Raw genomic sequence first — 18,134 nt, forward strand, 5'->3', positions numbered from 1 at the left:
GATGCCTTCGCCGACCTGGGCGGCTTCGCGCTCGCCCGGCGCGTGCCCTGCCCAGGCCGGTGGTCAACCGCCGAAGGCAGGTGGTGCGCGCCGTTCAGCGCATGGTCACGAACTCTTCTGCCGCCGTGGGGTGGATGGCCACGGTATCGTCGAAGTCGCGCTTGGTGGCGCCCATCTTGAGTGCCACGGCAAAGCCCTGCAGCATCTCGTCCATCCCCAGGCCGATGCCGTGTATGCCCACGATGCGTTCCTCGGGGCCCACGCAGACCAGCTTCATGCGCGCGGGCTGGCGGTGGCGCGTGACCGCCGTGTACATGGCGGTGAAGGCCGACTGGTAGATCTTGACCTGATCGTCGCCAAATCGCTCGCGCGCCTGCGGCTCGGTCAGGCCCACGGTGCCGATGGGCGGGTGGCTGAAGACCACGGTGGGCACGTTGTCGTAGTCCAGGTGCTCGCCGGTCTTGCCGTTGAACAGGCGCTCGGACAGGCGCCGGCCTGCGGCCACGGCCACGGGCGTGAGTTCGATGCGGCCCGTGATGTCGCCCACGGCGTGGATGCCGGGCACATTGGTGTCCTGGAACTTGTCCACCGCGATGTGGCCGCTGTCCTGCAGCGCCACGCCTGCGGCCTCCAGGTTCAGGCCCGAGGTGTCGGGCCTGCGGCCCACGGCCCAGACCACGCAGTCCACGGTGTGGCTGCTGCCGTCCTGCAGTTGCAGATCCAGGCTGCCGTCGGCATTGCGGACCACGGCCTTCGGGGTGGCCTGGCGGTGCACGGCGGGGCCTTCGGCCTCCATGATCTCCATCAGGGTCTGGCTCAGCAGCGGATCGAATCCGCGCAGTGCCGAGTTCTGGCGCAGGAACAGATGGGTCTGCGAGCCCAGCGCGTGCAGCACGCCGGCAATCTCCACGGCGATATAGCCGGCGCCCACCACGGCCGTGCGCGCAGGCAGGGCCTTGAGGGCGAAGAAGCCGTCGGAGTCGATGCCCAGCTCGGCGCCAGGTATGTCGGGCCGTGCCGGGCGCGTGCCCGTGGCGATGAGGATGTGGTCGGCACTGAGCCGCTGGCCGCCCACCTCCACGGTGCGCGCATCCACGAAGCGGCCAAAGCCCTGGATCAGCTCGACCTTGTTGCGCGCCAGGCCGCTTTCATACGAGGCATGGATGCGGTCGATGTAGGCGCTGCGGCTGTCCAGCAGGCGCTGCCAGTCCAGGCCCTCGACGGTGGCATCCCAGCCGTAGTCGGGGCCGTAGCGGTGCATGGCCTCGCCGATCTGGGCCGCATGCCACATGACCTTCTTGGGCACGCAGCCCACGTTGACGCAGGTGCCGCCGATCTCGCCGGCTTCGATCAGCGCGCAGTGGCGCCCGTGCATGGCGGCGCGGTTGGCCGATGCAATGCCGCCGCTGCCGCCGCCGATGACGATGTAGTCGTAGTGCTTCATGGAGATTCCGTGCTGTGTCTGAGCGGCCCGAATGCCGCAGCCGGTCATCTTGCCCTGTTCGCCGGCCAGGGGCCTGCGGCGGGGGCAATGCCGCCATCTCCGCGCCCAGACGACGGCCCGGTTGGCCGGCATATCGCCGCTTTGCAGGGCCGGGGGCAGCAGGCGTTTGGTGGCGAATGAACGGACGGTGGTGCGGCAGCCCGCGTTGCGCAGGGGGCGGGACGCACTGTCAAGAAAAGCGCAACGCGCAGTCAAGGCGCGGGCAGGTGCGGCCGCTAGGCTCCTGCATTGCCGGTACCCCCGGCACGGACCAGAAGAACAGCAAGTTGAAACGGGAGTGCATGTGAGAGAACGAGGCAGTCGCCTTCAGGCGGAATTTTCCAGGGCCATGATGCCGTGGGTGGTGGTATTCGGAGCCGGCCTGCATTGCGTCGCGGCCGTGGCCGCGCCGGCGCAGGGGCTGGTCATGACGGGCTACCAGACGCAGTCCAACGCTTGGTATACGTCCATGGTGACCGAATACACGTTCAGCGTGGGCGGCGTGGTGCAGCAAGGCGGCTCGCCGCCCTCCACTGCGGATTGGGTCACCCCTTCCAACTACTGGGATGACGGCTGGGGTCTCAACAGTTGGAACGAGGACTACACATACAGCTACCAGGGCCAGGTCCTGCGGACGAGCGATCCCATGGGAATTCCCGCAGCGGCAGCCTGGGCCACGATCAGCTCCTTTCAGATCGAGGGGTCCTCCCTCCCGCGCCCCATCGACAGCACTGTTTTCCACTATTCGCTCGATGGCATCCAGACCCTGCTCGCCATGGACGCATCGTCCATCCCCGCCAATGCGGTCTGGGCGGGTCTGTCATCCCTGTCCGATGGGTGGCATGCAGCGCAAAACCCTGGGTTTGCCGGCTATGTGCTGGGCCGCCCGGTCTTCAGTCTGGCTCCCGTCGTCGACCCGCAGGCGGGCGGTGTGACGGCCAAGGCCCGCGTGGCGCTGGACCGGGACGGCACGGGCTACTGGCAGGTGCTTGCTGCGGCCGCCGCGGCGCCGGATGCCGCCACGCTGCAGGCCGGCGGCTCCCCGGTCGGCATGACGGCAGGCGTGGTCCACGATATCGATATCGGGGGGCTGGCGGTGAATACGGCCTACAGGCTGCACTTCATCGCCAGGGATGGCGCAGGCCGCGTGCAGCCGGACGTGGCCAGCGTGCCCTTCACCACGCTCAGGCTGGAGCAGACCATCGACTTTGCGCAGCCGTCGGCGCAAACCTTCGGCACGACATTCACGCCCGTTGCAACGGCTACCTCCGGCCTGGCCGTGACGTTTTCCGCATCTGCGCCAGAGGTTTGCACTGTCGATGCCGCAGGGGTGTTCAGCTTCCATTCCGCAGGCACTTGCACGATGACGGCCCGGCAGGGCGGCGACGCGACCTATGGTCCCGCCCCCGAGGTGGCTTACCCGGTGACGGTGCAGCCTGCTGCGCAGAACATCGTCTGGAGCATGCCGGCGCCCCTGGTCGTGGATGCACGGGTGGCTCTGAGCGCCGCCGGCGGTGGCTCGTCCCAGGCCGTGCAGTTCAGCTCCCTGACGCCGGCGGCGTGCTCCGTCAGCGGTGCCGAGGTGTCCGGCAGGCTGGCGGGTACGGACAACTGCCTGCTGGCCGCCGATCAGCAGGGGGATGCCAACCATCTGCCTGCGGCCCGGCAAGTCCTGTCCCTGAGCATCGGCAAGGGCCCGCAGGCCATTGCCTTCACTTCCGTGGCGCCAGCGGCCGCCAAGGTGGGCGATACCTATGCCGTGGCAGCAACGGGCGGGGCTTCCGGCAAGGCGGTGGTGTTCTCCGTGGATGCGGCGACGGCTGCCCATTGCACCATCGCGGGCGGTTCTGTCTCCTTCATTGCGCCGGGACCCTGCCGCATCCTGGCAGACCAGGCCGGCGATGCGAACTACGAGGCGGCGGCAAGGCAGCAGCAAAGCGTGCAGATCGCCCAGGCCACAACCACCCTGGCGATCACCTCGACCCCCAACCCTTCCCGGCCCGGCGACGATGTGACCATCAGCGTGTCGGCCGTGACCGGGGCGCAGGACCGACGGGGGGCGCTGCGGGCGATGGCGGCGGCGCTCCCCTCGGGCAGCATCACGGTCTCGTACAACGGGGCGCAGCTGGGGTCGGCGCCCCTGGTTGGCGGCGCCGCCAGCATCACGGTCCGGCTGCCCGTGGCGGCCGGATCCCACGGCCTTGTGGTCGACTACAGCGGGGATGCAGTCCACGCCCCGATGAGCCAGGGCTTCACACAGGCCGTGGTGGCGGCGCCGGTGCCCACGCCTGTGCCGGCCCTGCATACCGTGGCGCTGGTCATGCTGAGCCTGCTGGCGGCCGGGATGGGGGCCGGCAGGCTGCCCAGGGGCCGCATGGGCCGGTAAGCCAGGCTGCCGGGCGGCATGAACCCCGGCGCGGCGCCTCAGGCGGCAGCGATGCGCCGGGCGATGGCCTGGCCCACCTCGGTGGTGCTGGCCGTGCCGCCCAGGTCGGGCGTGCGCGGGCCGCTCCTGATGACTTCCTCGATGGCCGAGACGATGGCGTCATGGGCTGCGCGGCCTGCGCCCTGGCCGTGGGTCAGGAAGTCCAGCATCAGCGCCGCCGACCAGACCATGGCGATGGGGTTGGCGATGTTCTTGCCGTAGATGTCGGGCGCCGAGCCGTGCACGGGCTCGAACAGGCTGGGGAAGCTGCGGTCGGGATTGAGGTTGGCCGAGGGAGCCAGGCCGATGGTGCCCGTGGTGGCCGGGCCCAGGTCGCTGAGGATGTCGCCGAACAGGTTGGTGGCGGCCACCACGTCGAAGCGGCCCGGCTGCAGCACGAAGCGCGCGGTCAGGATGTCGATGTGCTGCTTGTCCAGCGTGACTTCCGGGTAGGCCTTGGCCACGTCCTCGGCGCGCTGGTCCCACCAGGGCATGCTGATGGCGATGCCGTTGCTCTTGGTGGCCAGGGTGACGTGCTTGCGCTCGCGGCTTTGGGCCAGGTCGAAGGCGTACTTGAGCAGGCGCTCGGCGCCCTTGCGCGAGTAGACCGATTCCTGGATCACGATCTCGCGGTCCGTGCCCTCGTACATGATGCCGCCCAGCGAGGTGTACTCGCCTTCGGTGTTCTCGCGCACCACGTAGTAGTCGATGTCGCCGGGCTTGCGGCCGGCCAGCGGGCAGGGCACGCCCTCGAACAGGCGAACGGGGCGCAGGTTGATGTACTGGTCGAACTCGCGGCGGAACTTGAGCAGCGAGCCCCACAGCGAGACATGGTCGGGCACGGTGGCGGGCCAGCCCACGGCGCCGAAGAAGATGGCATCCATGCCGGACAGCTGCGCCTTCCAGTCGTCGGGCATCATTTTTCCGTGGGCCAGGTAGTAGTCGCAGTGGGCCCAGTCGAAATGGTGGAATTCGAGCTTGATCGCAAAGCGGCTGGCGGCAGCTTCCAGGGCGCGCAGGCCTTCGGGCATGACTTCCTTGCCAATGCCGTCACCGGCGATGACGGCGATCTTGAATGTGTCTTGCATGGTGTCTGTCCTTGGAATGGATTGATATGAAGCGGCGCCGCTGACAGCCTGGCCGCATGCATGGCATTGTTGGCTGCGCCAGGGCTAAATACAATCGGCCAACTGTGGTTCCATTATTTACAGATCGTGAATAAACAGCCGTCTCCCGAAGACCTGCGCGTCTTCACCGTGGTGGCCCGCAAATCCGGCTTTGCCGCTGCGGCCGAGGAATTGGGGGCTTCGCCCGCCTATGTGAGCAAGCGCATCCGCCTGCTGGAGGAAGAGCTGGGCGTGAAGCTGCTGCACCGCACCACGCGCCGCGTGGCCGTGACCGAGGAGGGCGAGCGCGTCTTCCACTGGGCGCAGCGCATCCTCGACGACATGGACCAGCTGATGCAGGAGGTGGCCATCACGCGCAGCGAGCCGCGCGGCCTGCTGCGCGTGAGCAGCAGCTTCGGTTTCGGGCGGCATGTGATCGCGCCCGCGCTTTCCAGGCTGGTGGAGCGCCATCCGGGGCTGCAGGTGCGGCTGGACGTGTTCGACCGGCTGGTGGATGTGGCGGGCGAGGGCTTCGATCTGGATGTGCGCGTGGGCGACGAGATCGCGCCCCACCTGATTGCGCGGCGCCTGGCCGACAACCACCGCGTGCTGTGCGCCGCGCCTGCCTACCTGGCGCGCCGTGGCACGCCGCGCACGCCGGCCGAGCTGTCGGCCCATGACTGCCTGGCCATCAAGGAGCGCGACCAGGCCTTTGGCGTGTGGCGGCTGCGCGCGGGCGCGGCCGAGCAGGCGGTGAAGGTCACGGGGCCGCTGTCGGCCAACAACGGCGAGATGGTGGTGCAGTGGGCCGTGGACGGTCGCGGCATTGCGCTGCGCTCGCTATGGGATGTGGGCGCCCATCTGCAGGCCGGGCGCCTGGTGCAGGTGTTGCCCGAATGGCGGCAGGAGGCCAATGTCTGGGCTGTGTATCCGACGCGGCTGCAGCTGTCGGCCAAGGTGCGGGTGTGCGTGGAGTTCCTGCAGGAACACTTCAAGAAGGAGTGGATGGCAGCCGCTCCCTGAGCGGGGCGGCTGCTGCAGCGGACTGGCCGGGGATCAGCCTGCCAGGGCGGCCTTCACTGCGGCGGAGACCTGGCCCATGTCGGCCTTGCCTGCCAGTTGCGCCTTGACCGCGCCCATGACCTTGCCCATGTCGCCGGGGCCGGATGCGCCCAACTCGGCCACGATGGCCTTGACGGCGGTGGCCACTTCCTCGGCCGACATGCGCTCGGGCAGGTAGGCGGTCAGCACGGCCATCTCGGCCTTTTCCTTGTCGGCCAGGTCCTGGCGGCCCGCGCCCTCGAAGGCGGCGATGCTGTCCTTGCGCTGCTTGATCAGCTTGTCCACGATGGCGATGACGGCGGCGTCGTCCAGCTCGATGCGCTCATCGACTTCCTTTTGCTTCATCGCTGCCTGCAGCAGGCGGATGGTGCCCAGGCGCTCGCTGTCCTTGGCGCGCATGGCGGTCTTCATGTCTTCGGTGATCTGGGCCTTGAGGCTCATGGCTTTTCTCCTGAGGTGATGGCGTCGGAAAACACGGAACAAAAAAACAAAAAACCCGCGCCTGGCGTCCCGAGCGCGGGTTTTGCGGCTGACGAGAGCCGGCTGGTCAAGGGCTGATCAGTACAGCTTCTTGGGCAGCTGCATGCTGCGAACGCGCTTGTAGTGACGCTTGACGGCGGCAGCCTTCTTGCGCTTGCGTTCGGCAGTGGGCTTCTCGTAGAACTCGCGAGCGCGCAGGTCGGTCAGCAGGCCGAGCTTTTCGATAGTGCGCTTGAAGCGGCGCAGGGCAACTTCATAGGGCTCGTTTTCTTTTACGCGGATGGTGGTCATTAGCTAGATTTCCAGATATCTGTGCTGACAGCGGGTTCCCGGGAAGATCGGGCCTGAGAGCCATGTTCAGCGGTTGGTCCCCGTCCAAAGTTAACTAGTATTGGCCGACGGGGCGATTGCCAGCAAAGCGGGCGATTATACGCGAGACGAAAGCGGTCTGACAAATCAGGCAGAAGGCAAGGCCTGCGCACAGGCGTGCCCACTGGCCCAGGCCCATTGGAAGTTGTATCCCCCGAGCCAGCCGGTGATATCCACCACTTCGCCAATGCAGTACAGGCCCGGCTGGGTCTTGCATTCCATGGTCTGCTGCGAGAGCGCCCGCGTGTCCACGCCGCCCAGCGTCACTTCCGCCTTCTTGTAGCCTTCCGTGCCCGTGGGCACGATCTCCCAGCGTGACAGGCGCTCGGCCAGCTGGTTCAGGGCCTTGTCGGAGGCTTCGGCAATGGGGCGCTGCCAGGCAGCATCCTGCTGCACCCAGGCATCGGCCAGTCGCGAGGGCAGCCACTGCGCCAGTTCATTGGCGATGAGCTTGCGCGAGCGCGACTTGGCCCTGAGCAGCTCGCCCTGCAGGTCCACCTCGGGCGCGAGGTTGATGCTCAGGGGCGTGCCGGGCTTCCAGTAGCTCGATATCTGCAGCACGGCCGGGCCCGACAGGCCCCGGTGCGTGAACAGCAGGTCTTCCATGAAGGCCATGCGCTCTTTCTTGCTGCCGGTGCTGATCTCCACGGGCAGGGCCAGGCCCGCGAGCTGGGCGTAGGGGGCCCAGGCGTCGCCATCGAAGGTCAGCGGCACCAGGCCCGGCGTGCGTTCGACCAGGGGCAGGCCGAATTGCTGGGCCAGGCGGTAGCCGAAGTCGGTGGCGCCGATCTTGGGGATGGACAGGCCGCCCGTGGCGATGACCAGGCTGGGCGCCTGCACGGCGCCCCGGCTGGTCTGTAGGCGGTATTGGCCGTCCGAGTGCGCCACGGAATCGACCTTGCAGGGCTGCCAGCGCTGCACGCCGCCGGCCTGGCATTCGGCCAGCAGCATGGCGATGATGTCTTCGGCCGAGCGGTCGGCAAACAGCTGGCCCTTGTGCTTTTCATGGTGGGCGATGCCGTGCCTGTCCATGAGCGCAATGAAGTCGGCCGGCGTGTAGCGCGACAGGGCCGAGCGGCAGAACTGCGGGTTGCCGCCCACGAAGTGCTTGTGGGGTGCGCGCACGTCCAGGTCGCGGTTGGTGAAGTTGCAGCGGCCACCGCCCGAGATGCGGATCTTCTCTGCCACCTTCTCCGCGTGGTCCAGGAGCAGCACCGACAGGCCACGCTGTCCGGCCTGGGCCGCGCAGAACAGACCGGCCGCGCCGGCGCCGATGACGATGGCGTCGAAAGAGAGGGAAGAGGTCACAAAAACGTCACTCGGGGGGCAAAAGGGCGCCCATTCTCGCGCAATGGCGCTTTTTCCTAGAATCCCGTGATGAATTTCCCATCGCACCAGCTGAGCATGACTGTGCTCATGTCGCCCGACATGGCGAACTTTTCGGGCAACGTCCATGGCGGCGCCGTTCTCAAGCAGCTCGACCAGGTGGCCTATGCCTGCGCCAGCCGCTACGCGGGCCGCTATGTGGTCACGCTGAGCGTGGACCAGGTGATGTTCCTGCAGCCCATCCACGTGGGCGAGCTGGTGACGTTCCTGGCCAGCGTCAACCACACGGGCAAGTCGTCGATGGAGATCGGCATCAAGGTGGTGGCCGAGGACATCCGCACCCAGGTGGTGCGCCATGTGAACAGCTGCTTTTTCACCATGGTGGCCGTGGACGAGAACAAGCAGCCGGCCGCCGTGCCGACGCTGGTGCCGTCCAACGACGAGGAAAGGCGCCGCTGGCAGGCTGCGCTGATCCGCAAGGACCTGCGCCGCGAGCTGGCCCAGCGCTTCGAGCAAAGCCGCGTGACGGCCAGCAGCACGGTCAGGCCGGGCTGAGCGTGGAGGGCGCGGCGGGCGGCGGATGCCAGGTGCCGGGCGTGCCGCCCTGCAGCTCGTTCCGCACCTGTTCGATGACGCGCCTGAGGTCTTCCATGGCAGCCGGCTTGGACAGCACCTCGTCGGCGCCGGCCTGCAGGTAGCGCAGCGCTTCGGAGGCTTCGGGGCTGGCGGTCAGTGCGATCACGCGGCAGCGGCGCAGCTGGTTTTCGGCCTCGCGCTGGCGCAGGCGCCGGATGAACTCGAAGCCGTCCATGAGCGGCATGCGTCCATCGGTGATGATGAGATCGAAGGACTCGACCAGGCAGCGTGCCCAGGCTTCCTGTCCATCGCCGGCCAGGCAGATGCCGTGGCCCAGCGCGGCCAGCTGGCTCTTGAGCAGCTCGCGGTTGAACAGATAGTCTTCCACGGCCAGGATTCTGAGGTCGGACCCGGACCCGGGCTGTGATGCGGGCAGGGGCTCGGCACTGGCCTGAGGCTTTCCTTGCAGCGCCACCGAGGCGGGCAGGACCAGGGGCAATATTCCCTCTGACGCGGGCGTGACGTCGGCCTGCATGCGGTGGTCCGGCTCCACCAGTGGCAGGCTCAGCCTGACCGTGAAGCGCGAGCCTCGGCCCGGTGCGCTGTCCACCGTGATGGTTCCCCCCATGTGCTCCAGCAGGCGCCGCGTGATGCTCAGGCCCAGGCCGCTGCCAAAGGCCCTGTCCTGGTGGGCGCCTTCCACCTGCGAGAAGGGCTGGAACAGCCGGGCCTGGTCCTGCGGCGCAATGCCGATGCCCGTGTCCTCGACCTCCATCTGCAGCAGCAGGCGGTCATGCCGGCTGGCGCCATGCGCGCGCAGGGTGACGCTGCCGCGCTCGGTGAACTTGATGGCATTGCTGAGCAGGTTGAACAGCACCTGCTTGAGGTGAAGCGGGTCGGCCGTCACGCTGTGGTCCACGCCGCTGCCCACTTCGGTGCGCAGCGACAGCCGCTTGCCGTGGGCCAGGCCTTGCAGCAGCGGGGCCATGTCTTCGATCAGCGGGCGCAGTGCCACGGGCTGGAGCGTGGAGTCGATATGGCCCGACTCGATGCGGTGCAGATCCAGCACATTGCCCAGCAACAGCAGCATGCCCTGGGCGGCCTTGTGGGCGGAGGCCAGCATATCGCGGTGGGGCAGGCCGAGCTTTTCCCGGTCCTGCGCCAGTTCCAGCAGGCCGATGACGGCGCTCAGCGGCGTGCGTATCTCGTGGCTGGTGGTGGACAGAAACAGGCTCTTGGCCTGGTTGGCGGCCTCGGCGCGCCGCTCGGCCCGGCGTGTCCTGCGCATCTGGCGGCTCAGGTAAAAGCCCCAGACCAGGGAGATGACCGTGACCAGGGCCAGCGCCCCGGCCAGCAGCAGCAGGCGCTGGCGGTGCTCGCGCCAGAAGCTCGCGCCGTTGCCGTTATGGTGCGGCGCCCAGTGGTGGACGATCTCGGCCACCTCTTCGGGTGCGATGGACAGCTGGGCCTTTTCCAGGATGCCCAGCAGTTCAGGTTCGGCGGCGTGCACGGCCAGGCTGATGGGGCGGGTGTAGTCGTCCAGGATGCCGGTGAGCTGCAGCCGGCTGCCCAATTGCTGGGCGTTGGCATAGCGCGCCGCGTAGTCGTTGCCCACGAAGGCATCGCTGTCATTGGCCGCCACGCTGGCCAGGGCCTGGGTCAGGTCGGCATACAGCTGCAGCCGTATGCTCGGATGCTCCCTGCGCATCGTGCTTTCGAGAAAGAAGCCCGCCACCATGGCCACGCGCTTGCCCTCCAGTCCCTGGAGATGGTGTATGGGCTTGTCGCGCGGGGTGCCTACGTTGGCCTCGGGCCGGGCCATCACCACGACCGTGCTGCGCAGATAGGGCGGCAGCAGCCTGATATCGGGCGAGGCCGTGGGCGGCGAGGTGTACGCCGGGGTGAGCAGGGCCTTGCCGGAGCCCAGCATGGTTTCGAGTTCGGAATAGTTGCGCGCGGCGATGTACTCGAACTGCAGGCCGGCGCGGCGGCTGATCAGGTCCAGGTAGTCGGGGCCGATGCCCTGGGCCTGGCGGTCGGCATCGAGCTGTCCCAGCGGACCCAGCGAGCCGTTGAGCACCACGGGAATGCGCGGATGGGCATCCAGCCACTGCTTTTCCGAGGGCGTCAGCGCCACGCGGTCGCCGCCCAGCAGCGGGCGGCGGCTTCCACTCCAGCTGCGCAGGATGTCGTCGCCGTGCTGCACGGTGATGCTGGGCAGGGCCTGGTCCAGGTAGGCCTTCAGCTGTGCATCGCCATGCCTCACCAGCATGCCGAAGCCACGGCTTTCTATGGGCGCAAAGCCCTGCACGCGCAGGTTGAGCAGGTAGTTGGCCTGGATCAGGTAGTGCACCGTGACCGTGTCGCCGACGAAGCCGTCGATCTCGCCCAGGCTCAGCGCCTCCAGCGCGCGGCGGGGTGTTTCATAGGTCAGCAGCTCGCTGAGGGGGTAGGCGGCAGCCACCTGGGAGCGCAGCAGCTGGTCGGGCGTCAAGGCCAGCCGCGCACCCCGGCGCCGGGCGTCGAAGGGAGCATTCGACGGGGAGACCAGCACGGGCTGGCTGGGCAGGTAGGGCACGCTCAGGGCCAGGTCGGCGCGCTCGGCTTCCAGCTCGGTGCCGCCGCAGGCCAGGTCGATCTCGCCGCGGCGCAGCGCATCGAGCACGGCCGCACGCGATCCATAGGACTTGAAGCGCACGGGCGTGGGAAAAAGCAGGCCCAGGTGGTCGGCCGTGATGCCCTGGAAGCGATCGCCATCGATCATGCCCAGCGGCGGATGGTCCGGCGTGGAAATGCCCAGCGTCAGCGGCCCGCGCGCCTGCAGCCATTGGTGGTGCGCAGGCGTGAGCCAGGGCTTGGCGCCTGCCGTGACGCGCGTGGCCAGCACCATGTCGGCGCCGCTGGCCAGGCCGGGCATGGGCATGGCCATGCCAAGTGCGCAGCCGGCCAGCAGTTGGGCCGCCAGGTGTCGGCATGCCGGCCACCATGCCTGCGTCGCTGTGGAAGTGAGAGTACGGCTTGATGTTTTCATTGAATCCCCCGGTGGCGCTGCCGCCGTCCGGCGCAGCTGACGGCCTGCGAAAACGGTCTAGACGCTGTTTTCGGCAACCAACAGGAGATTTTTAATGAAAACTAATGATTTTATCTATCGATAGATTTTTTCTTTGTTGCAGCTCGGCACTCAGGCGGCAGCAACCGCAGGGTTGGGCTGCTCCTGGGGTTCGGCCATTGCCCGAATGCCATGGACCACATCTCCAACGACGATGACGCTGGGGCTGCCCAGGCCGGTGTCGGCAATGCATTGCACGAGCGTGTCCAGCGTGGCCAGTGCATGGCGCTGCTGCGGCAGGCTGGCGTGCTGGATCACGGCCACGGGCGTGGCGGCGGGCAGGCCGTGCAGCAGCTCGGCGCGGATGTGTTCCACGCTGCTCACGCCCATGTAGATCACCAGGGTGAGCCGGGCATCGCGCGCGGTGGCGGCCAGCTGGCGCCAGTCCGTGCCGCTGTCACCGGGCTTGGCGTGGCCGGTGATGAAGACCACGCCGTGCGCCCGGTCGCGGTGCGTGAGCGGCGCGCCCAGGCTGGTGAGCCCGGCCAGGCCGGCCGTGATGCCGTTGACGACCTGGACCTCGATGCCGGCCTCGCGCAGATGCTCCACCTCTTCGCCGCCGCGCCCGAAGATGAAGGGGTCGCCGCCCTTGAGGCGCACCACCGTCTCGCCATCCTGCACGGCGGACAGCATGAGCTTTTCGATGAAGGCCTGGGGCGTGCTCTTGCAGCCGCCGCGCTTGCCCACGTAGACGATGCGCGCCGTGGGCGAGGCATGGGCCACGATGGCATCGCTGACCAGGTCATCGACCAGCAGCACGGTGGCCGCCTGTATGGCCTTGAGGGCCTTGATGGTCAGCAGCTCCGGGTCGCCGGGGCCGGCGCCGACCAGGGTGCAGCTGCCGCGCCGGGCGGTGTTTGCGGGGGTGTGGGACGGGGTCGTCATGGCGGGGCTCCGTTTTTCTGGGGTGTTCAGCGAATCTGATCGGCAAGGTGGACGATGTGTTCCACCTGGCGCGTGAGCGCCGGCGGCACGGGCAGGCGGCCCGCAAGCACGGCCTCGGTGTAGCGCGCCGTGGTGTCCACGTCGATCTCGGCGGGCAGGCCCGGGATTTCGGAGGCCGTGCCGCTTTGCTGCTCGGCCAGCAGCTGGTGGGCGCCTGCGACGAATCCGTCGTAGCGCGGCAGCCGGCGCGGGTCGGCCGCGACCTCGCCTTCCAGCCCGCGCGAGAGCAGCACATTCATGCCCAGCGTCCCGAAGGTGCCGTGCAGCATGGGCAGGTACTCGGGATGGGTGTAGGCCGTCACCAGCAAGGACGGGCCGTCGCAGGGCGCCAGCAGCTTGACCACGCTGTGGCCCGGATTGCGCAGGCCGATGACCTCGCGCACGGACAGCAGCCGGGCCAGCGCCGGATGCAGGTGTTCGGTATGCAGATGGGCCACCTGGCCGCCATCGAGTGCCTGGGGTGCCTGCAGCGGCGCAATGCCCAGCGCCTGCAGCACATCGCTGGCCAGGATGCGCCGCGCCTCGGTGCGCATGCCGTGCAGCAGCACGGGCAGGCCTTCGCGCGCCAGCAGCAGGGCCAGCAGGGGCGTGAGCACGGGCAGACGGCGCGCGCCGTTGTAGCTGGGCAGCACGATCACGGGGCGGCCATGGGCCGATGCGGGAAAGCGCGCGGCGCGCGCATGCACGGCATCCAGGAAGCCGCTCATCTCCTCTACCGTCTCGCCCTTGATGCGCATGGCGATGCAGAAGGCGCCGATCTCCAGATCGGTGACGCCCCCGTCCAGCACCTGGCCGAACAGGTCGGCGGCCTGCGCGCGCTCCAGCGCCTTGGCTCCGCGTGCGCCGCGGCCTATTTCCTTGATGTATTGGCTGATGCCCATGGCGTGGTGATCGTGGGTGGAATCCTGTGGGCGCATATTTTCCCGCAGGTTTCATTACTTTTCGCTATATATGCAAACCTGTCGTTCCATGGCCTCTTTCATGCCGCCTGCGGGCTGGGCGCAACGGGGATGTGGCGCACCAGGCGCTTGAGTTCAGGCAGGCAGGAGCCGCAGTTGGTGCCGCAGCGCAATTGGCCTTGCAAAGCGGCCAGGCGGGCATCGTCGCTGCCCTCGCAGCGCGCAAGCACGCCTTCGATGGCGGCCTCGTCCACGTCGAAGCACGCGCAGACCTGGCGCGTGCGCTGCGCCAGGGGCAGCGGTGCCGAGGCCGAGGACATGAGCAGCAGGCGCCCATAGTCCTGGGCCGGCAACTGGTCCTTCAGCAGGGTGCCCAGCCAGCTGCCGGCGCGTGTGTCTCCGGCCAGCAGCAAGGCTTCGACCGTGGTGGACAGGCTGGTGCGGTCCAGCCGCAGCGCACGGCTGTGCTGGCGGCGGCGGTCGCTGTAGCGCAGGGTGTCGGCGGCATCCAGGCCCAGCAGGGACTCGATCTGCGCGATGAGGGCGTCGTCGGGCGCCTCATGCGCGGCGGCGCGCAGCAGCACTCCGTGGCGGGCGCGGGCAGCGTCCTGCAGCGGCACGGCATTGCCGAAAGGCACGCAGCTGGCAAAGCCGAAGTGCGGCATGAGGGCGGACAACTGCTCGCGCACGGCCAGCACGCGGTCCTCGGGCAGCCAGGCCATGGCCAGCAGGGTCCAGGGCAGAGCGGCCTTTTGCAGCTTGACGGCCGTGTGCTTGAGTTCAGGCTGCTTGGATGCGGGGCAAAAGGCCGGCGTGGTCAGTGCGTTGAGGCCCCCCGTGGCCGTGCCGCCCAGGTACTCGCCGCCCCAGTGCATGGCCATGAAGAGCTGGGAGGGCGCGAGCGTGGCATCGGGCTGCACCGGCACCAGCAGGGCACCGCGGCGGCTGCTCATCTGCACCAGGTCGCCCGCGCGCAGGCCGCGCTCGGCCATGTCCTGCGGATGCATCTGCACACTGGGCTCGGCAGCCTGGCCGAACAGTCGTCCCAGCTGGCCCGTGCGGCTCATGCCGTGCCACTGGTCGCGCAGCCGGCCCGTGGTCAGGCTGAAGGGGTAGCTCGCATCGGGCGACTCGGCCAGCGGCTGCCAGGGCAGCAGGGCAAAGCGGGCGCGTCCATCGGGCGTGGGAAAGCGGCCGTCTTCGTAGAGCCGTGCGCGGCCCAGGGCTGCGCCTTCGGGCAGCGGCCATTGCTGGGGGCCTTGCGCGTCCAGCAGATCCCAGGACAGGCCGGTGATGTCCAGGTCACGCCCGCGCGTGCTTTCGCGGTGCTCGTTCCAGATGGCTTCGGCGCCTGCGGCGGCGTCCTCGGTGTCGTAGGGGAAGAGGCTGGGCCGGCCCGGGCGCAGCCGCGTTTCCATGCGCCGCGCGCAGTCCACGGCGATGTGCCAGTCATGGCGCGCGGCGCCCGGCGCGGCCACGGCGGGGCGCACGCACGAGATGCGCCTTTCGCTGTTGGTCACCGTGCCGATCTTCTCGCCCCAGGTGGTGGCGGGCAGCAGCAGGTCGGCGTAGGCGCAGGTGGCGGTGGTGGCAAAGGCCTCCTGCACGATGACGAATTCGGCCCGCTGCAGTGCGCGCCGCACCAGGGCCTGGTCGGGCATGCTTTGCGCGGGGTTGGTGCAGGCTATCCACAGTGCGCGGATCTCGCCCTCGGCGGCGGCCTCGAACATCTCCACGGCGGTCTTGCCGGGCCGTGATGGCACGGCGTCCACGCCCCACAGTGCGGCCACTTCGGCGCGGTGGGCCGGGTTGGCCAGGTCGCGGTGGGCCGACAGCAGATTGGCCAGCCCGCCCACCTCGCGCCCACCCATGGCATTGGGCTGGCCCGTGAGCGAGAACGGTCCCGCGCCTGCGCGCCCGATCTGGCCCGTGGCCAGGTGCAGGCCGATCAGCGCGGCGTTCTTGGCCGTGCCGTTGCTGCTCTGGTTCAGGCCCTGGCAGTACAGGCTGAGCGTTGCGCCACGGGCGGCGCCGTCCCGCGCATCTCCTCCCAGCGCGAACCACTGCGCGGCCTGGAAAAGGTCGTGGCGGGGCAGGCCGCAGAGCTCGCCCACGCGCTCGGGCGTGGCCTCCCGCACCAGGGCCTGAAGGTCGGCAAAGCCGCTGGTGTGGCGTGCGATGTAGGCCTGGTCCAGCCAGCCTTCCAGTTCCATGATGTGCAGCATGCCGTGGAACAGCAGGGTGTCGCTGCCGGGGCGCAGCGGCAGGAAGAGGTCGGCCATGCCGGCCGTGTCGGTGCGGCGCGGGTCGGCCACGATGATCTTCATCTGCGGCCGCGCGGCACGCGCCTGCTCGATGCGCCGCGTGAGCACGGGATGCGCCCAGGCCGCGTTGCTGCCCGCGATGAAAAGGCAGTCCGCATGGTCCACATCCTCGTAGCAGGCCGGTGGCGCGTCGGCGCCCAGCGTGAGCTTGTAGCCGGCCACGGCGCTGCTCATGCACAGGCGCGAATTGGTGTCGATGTTGTTGGTGCCGATCAGGCCCTTGGCCAGCTTGTTGAAGACGTAGTAGTCCTCGGTCAGCAACTGGCCGCTCACATACAGGCCCACGGCGTCGGGGCCGTGCTCCTGCACGATGGAGGCCAGCCTGCCGGCGGCCAGGTCCAGTGCGGCATCCCAGCCCACATCCTGGGGCGCCGCGCCGCGCGTGGCACGCAGCGCGGGCTGCAGCAGCCGCGTCTGCTGTGCCAGGGCGGGCGAGGCCGTCAGGTGCAGGGTGCTGCCCTTGGTGCACAGGCGGCCGTGGTTGGCGGGGTGCGCCGGATCGCCGCGCACGCCCGTGATGCGCGCACCATCGCTTTCGATGAGGACGCCGCAGCCTACGCCGCAATAGGGGCAGGTGGATCGGGTTTCTTGCATGGTGGGCCTGGGGTGGATGAGGGAGGGGCAGGGCACGGGCGCCGTCACGCGCCGCTGGCCGGGTCGGTCTGATTGGCCTTGCTGGCCTGGCCTGCTTGACTTTCGCCGAACATGAGGCGGTCGCGCAGTTCCTGCACTGCCACGCCATCGCGGAGCAGGCGGAAGTACCAGCCACCGTCCTGGGTGTCGCCATACAGGCAGGCGCCGACCAGCCTGTCACCGCGCAGCACAAGCTTGCGGTATACGCCCGCGCCGGGGTCGCTCAGCACGATTTCCTCCGTGCCCTCGTCGCCGCGAAAGTCGCCCGCGCTGAACAGATGGATGCCCGTGACCTTGAGCTTGGCCGAGGTCTGCGAGCCCGGATAGCGGCCGATGCCCATCTCCGCCAGGTGGTTGGCCAGCACCTTGCCCTGCTCGAACAGCGGCGCCACCAGCCCGTAGGCCACGCCCCGGTGCGCCGCGCACTCGCCCACGGCGTAGATGCGCGGGTCGGTCACGGTCTGCAGCGTGTCGCTGACCACGATGCCGCGCTGCACGTGCAGGTGCATCTGCTCGGCCAGCGTGGTTTCGGGCCGGATGCCCACGGCCATGACCACCAGCGAGGCCGGTGCCTCGCGCCCGTCCTGCAGGTGCACGCAGGCCACGCGGCCCTGGCCGTCGCCCGTCAGCGCCCGGGTCTGGGCCTGCATCAGAAAGCGCATGCCGCGCTCGGCCAGCGAGGCCTGCAGCAAGGCGGCGGCGGTCTCGTCCAGCTGGCGGTCCAGCAGGCGTTCGCCTGCATGCACCACGGTGACGTCCATGCCGCGCTTCATGAGTCCGTTGGCGGCCTCCAGACCCAGCAGGCCGCCGCCGATGACCACGGCATGGCGGTGGCTGGCGGCCGCCGCGATCATGGCTTGGGTGTCGGCAATGTCGCGGTAGCCCAGCACGCCTTCCAGCTCGCGCCCGGGCACGGGCAGCATGAAGGGGCGCGAGCCCGTGGCCAGGATCAGCCGGTCGTACTCGGCGCTCACCGGCTGTCCGGCCGCGTCCACGGCGTGCACCACGCGGCGCGCGCGGTCGACTGCGTGCACGCGGCAGCCCGCATGCAGGGTGATGCCGTGCCGCGCATACCAGGACCAGTCGTTGAGGATGATCTCGTCCAGCTGCTGCTCGCCCGCCAGCACGGGCGACAGCATGATGCGGTTGTAGTTGGGGTGGGGCTCGGCCCCGAATACCGTGATCTCGTAGAGGTCGGGCGCGATCCTGAGCAGCTCCTCCAGCGTGCGCACGCCGGCCATGCCGTTGCCCACCATCACCAGCCTGGATTTCTTCATTGCGCCCCCGCATCGGTTCGAAAAGCAAAAAGGCGTCATCCCCACTGCGCGGCTGCTGCCTGCGCGCGGGTTGACGCCTTTGTCCCTGGGGCAGCGGCACCTCGTTGCGCCTTGCCCCCA

General features: G+C 68.8%; 13 protein-coding genes. 3 read left to right on the plus strand and 10 right to left on the minus strand.

The window, feature by feature from the left end; genetic code table 11:
* Positions 1–94: 94 nt before the first annotated feature.
* On the minus strand, positions 95–1,444 hold the full coding sequence (gorA, locus tag ACF8LI_RS12050) for a glutathione-disulfide reductase (protein ID WP_016449732.1): 1,350 nt from the start codon (positions 1,442–1,444) through the stop codon (positions 95–97).
* Positions 1,445–1,847: 403 nt separating this feature from the next.
* Here gorA and ACF8LI_RS12055 point away from each other — a divergent pair, with 403 nt between their 5' ends.
* Positions 1,848–3,869, plus strand: a complete 2,022-nt coding sequence (locus tag ACF8LI_RS12055; protein ID WP_392414312.1) for an Ig-like domain-containing protein — start codon at positions 1,848–1,850, stop codon at positions 3,867–3,869.
* Positions 3,870–3,907: 38 nt separating this feature from the next.
* Here the strand turns inward: ACF8LI_RS12055 and ACF8LI_RS12060 are convergent, their stop codons facing one another.
* A complete protein-coding gene (locus ACF8LI_RS12060) occupies positions 3,908–4,996 on the minus strand; it encodes a tartrate dehydrogenase (RefSeq protein ID WP_017406912.1) in 1,089 nt (362 codons plus the stop codon).
* 126 nt (positions 4,997–5,122) lie between these two features.
* Between ACF8LI_RS12060 and ACF8LI_RS12065 the strand changes: the two genes are divergently transcribed.
* Positions 5,123–6,037 (plus strand): LysR substrate-binding domain-containing protein, encoded by a 915-nt coding sequence (locus ACF8LI_RS12065; RefSeq protein ID WP_017406911.1) that lies wholly within the window; start codon positions 5,123–5,125, stop codon positions 6,035–6,037.
* A 33-nt stretch (positions 6,038–6,070) separates the two neighbouring features.
* On the opposite strand, the gene ACF8LI_RS12070 is transcribed toward ACF8LI_RS12065, so the two are convergent.
* The 3 genes from ACF8LI_RS12070 to ACF8LI_RS12080 all read right to left on the minus strand — a co-directional run bounded on the left by ACF8LI_RS12070 (position 6,071) and on the right by ACF8LI_RS12080 (position 8,233).
* Entirely contained in the window at positions 6,071–6,517 is a 447-nt protein-coding gene (locus ACF8LI_RS12070; protein ID WP_016449728.1) for a GatB/YqeY domain-containing protein, read from the minus strand.
* Positions 6,518–6,634: 117 nt separating this feature from the next.
* Entirely contained in the window at positions 6,635–6,847 is a 213-nt protein-coding gene (gene rpsU, locus ACF8LI_RS12075; protein ID WP_003052999.1) for a 30S ribosomal protein S21, read from the minus strand.
* Between the two features lie 165 nt (positions 6,848–7,012).
* On the minus strand, positions 7,013–8,233 hold the full coding sequence (locus tag ACF8LI_RS12080; protein WP_016449727.1) for an NAD(P)/FAD-dependent oxidoreductase: 1,221 nt from the start codon (positions 8,231–8,233) through the stop codon (positions 7,013–7,015).
* A 69-nt stretch (positions 8,234–8,302) separates the two neighbouring features.
* Here ACF8LI_RS12080 and ACF8LI_RS12085 point away from each other — a divergent pair, with 69 nt between their 5' ends.
* Entirely contained in the window at positions 8,303–8,806 is a 504-nt protein-coding gene (locus ACF8LI_RS12085; RefSeq protein ID WP_017406259.1) for an acyl-CoA thioesterase, read from the plus strand.
* Here ACF8LI_RS12085 and ACF8LI_RS12090 read toward each other — a convergent pair.
* From ACF8LI_RS12090 to ACF8LI_RS12110, 5 genes are all read right to left on the minus strand, one after another.
* Positions 8,793–11,756, minus strand: a complete 2,964-nt coding sequence (locus tag ACF8LI_RS12090; protein ID WP_392414313.1) for an ATP-binding protein — start codon at positions 11,754–11,756, stop codon at positions 8,793–8,795. The genes ACF8LI_RS12085 and ACF8LI_RS12090 overlap by 14 nt on opposite strands.
* A gap of 252 nt (positions 11,757–12,008) precedes the next feature.
* Entirely contained in the window at positions 12,009–12,821 is an 813-nt protein-coding gene (gene cobA / locus ACF8LI_RS12095; protein WP_016453800.1) for a uroporphyrinogen-III C-methyltransferase, read from the minus strand.
* A 26-nt stretch (positions 12,822–12,847) separates the two neighbouring features.
* Positions 12,848–13,762: a DNA-binding protein YbiB gene (gene ybiB / locus ACF8LI_RS12100; RefSeq protein WP_392414314.1), complete on the minus strand. Its 915-nt coding sequence runs from the start codon at positions 13,760–13,762 to the stop codon at positions 12,848–12,850.
* A 98-nt stretch (positions 13,763–13,860) separates the two neighbouring features.
* The gene (locus ACF8LI_RS12105) at positions 13,861–16,698 is read right to left on the minus strand and encodes a molybdopterin-dependent oxidoreductase (protein ID WP_392414315.1); all 2,838 of its coding nucleotides are present in this window, start codon (positions 16,696–16,698) and stop codon (positions 13,861–13,863) included.
* Positions 16,699–16,742: 44 nt separating this feature from the next.
* Positions 16,743–18,014, minus strand: a complete 1,272-nt coding sequence (locus tag ACF8LI_RS12110) for an NAD(P)/FAD-dependent oxidoreductase (protein ID WP_392414316.1) — start codon at positions 18,012–18,014, stop codon at positions 16,743–16,745.
* Between the last annotated feature and the right edge of the window lie 120 nt (positions 18,015–18,134).

The sequence above is a fragment of the Delftia sp. WSY_12 genome (assembly GCF_043104645.1).
GTDB classification, from domain to species: domain Bacteria; phylum Pseudomonadota; class Gammaproteobacteria; order Burkholderiales; family Burkholderiaceae_C; genus Comamonas; species Comamonas tsuruhatensis.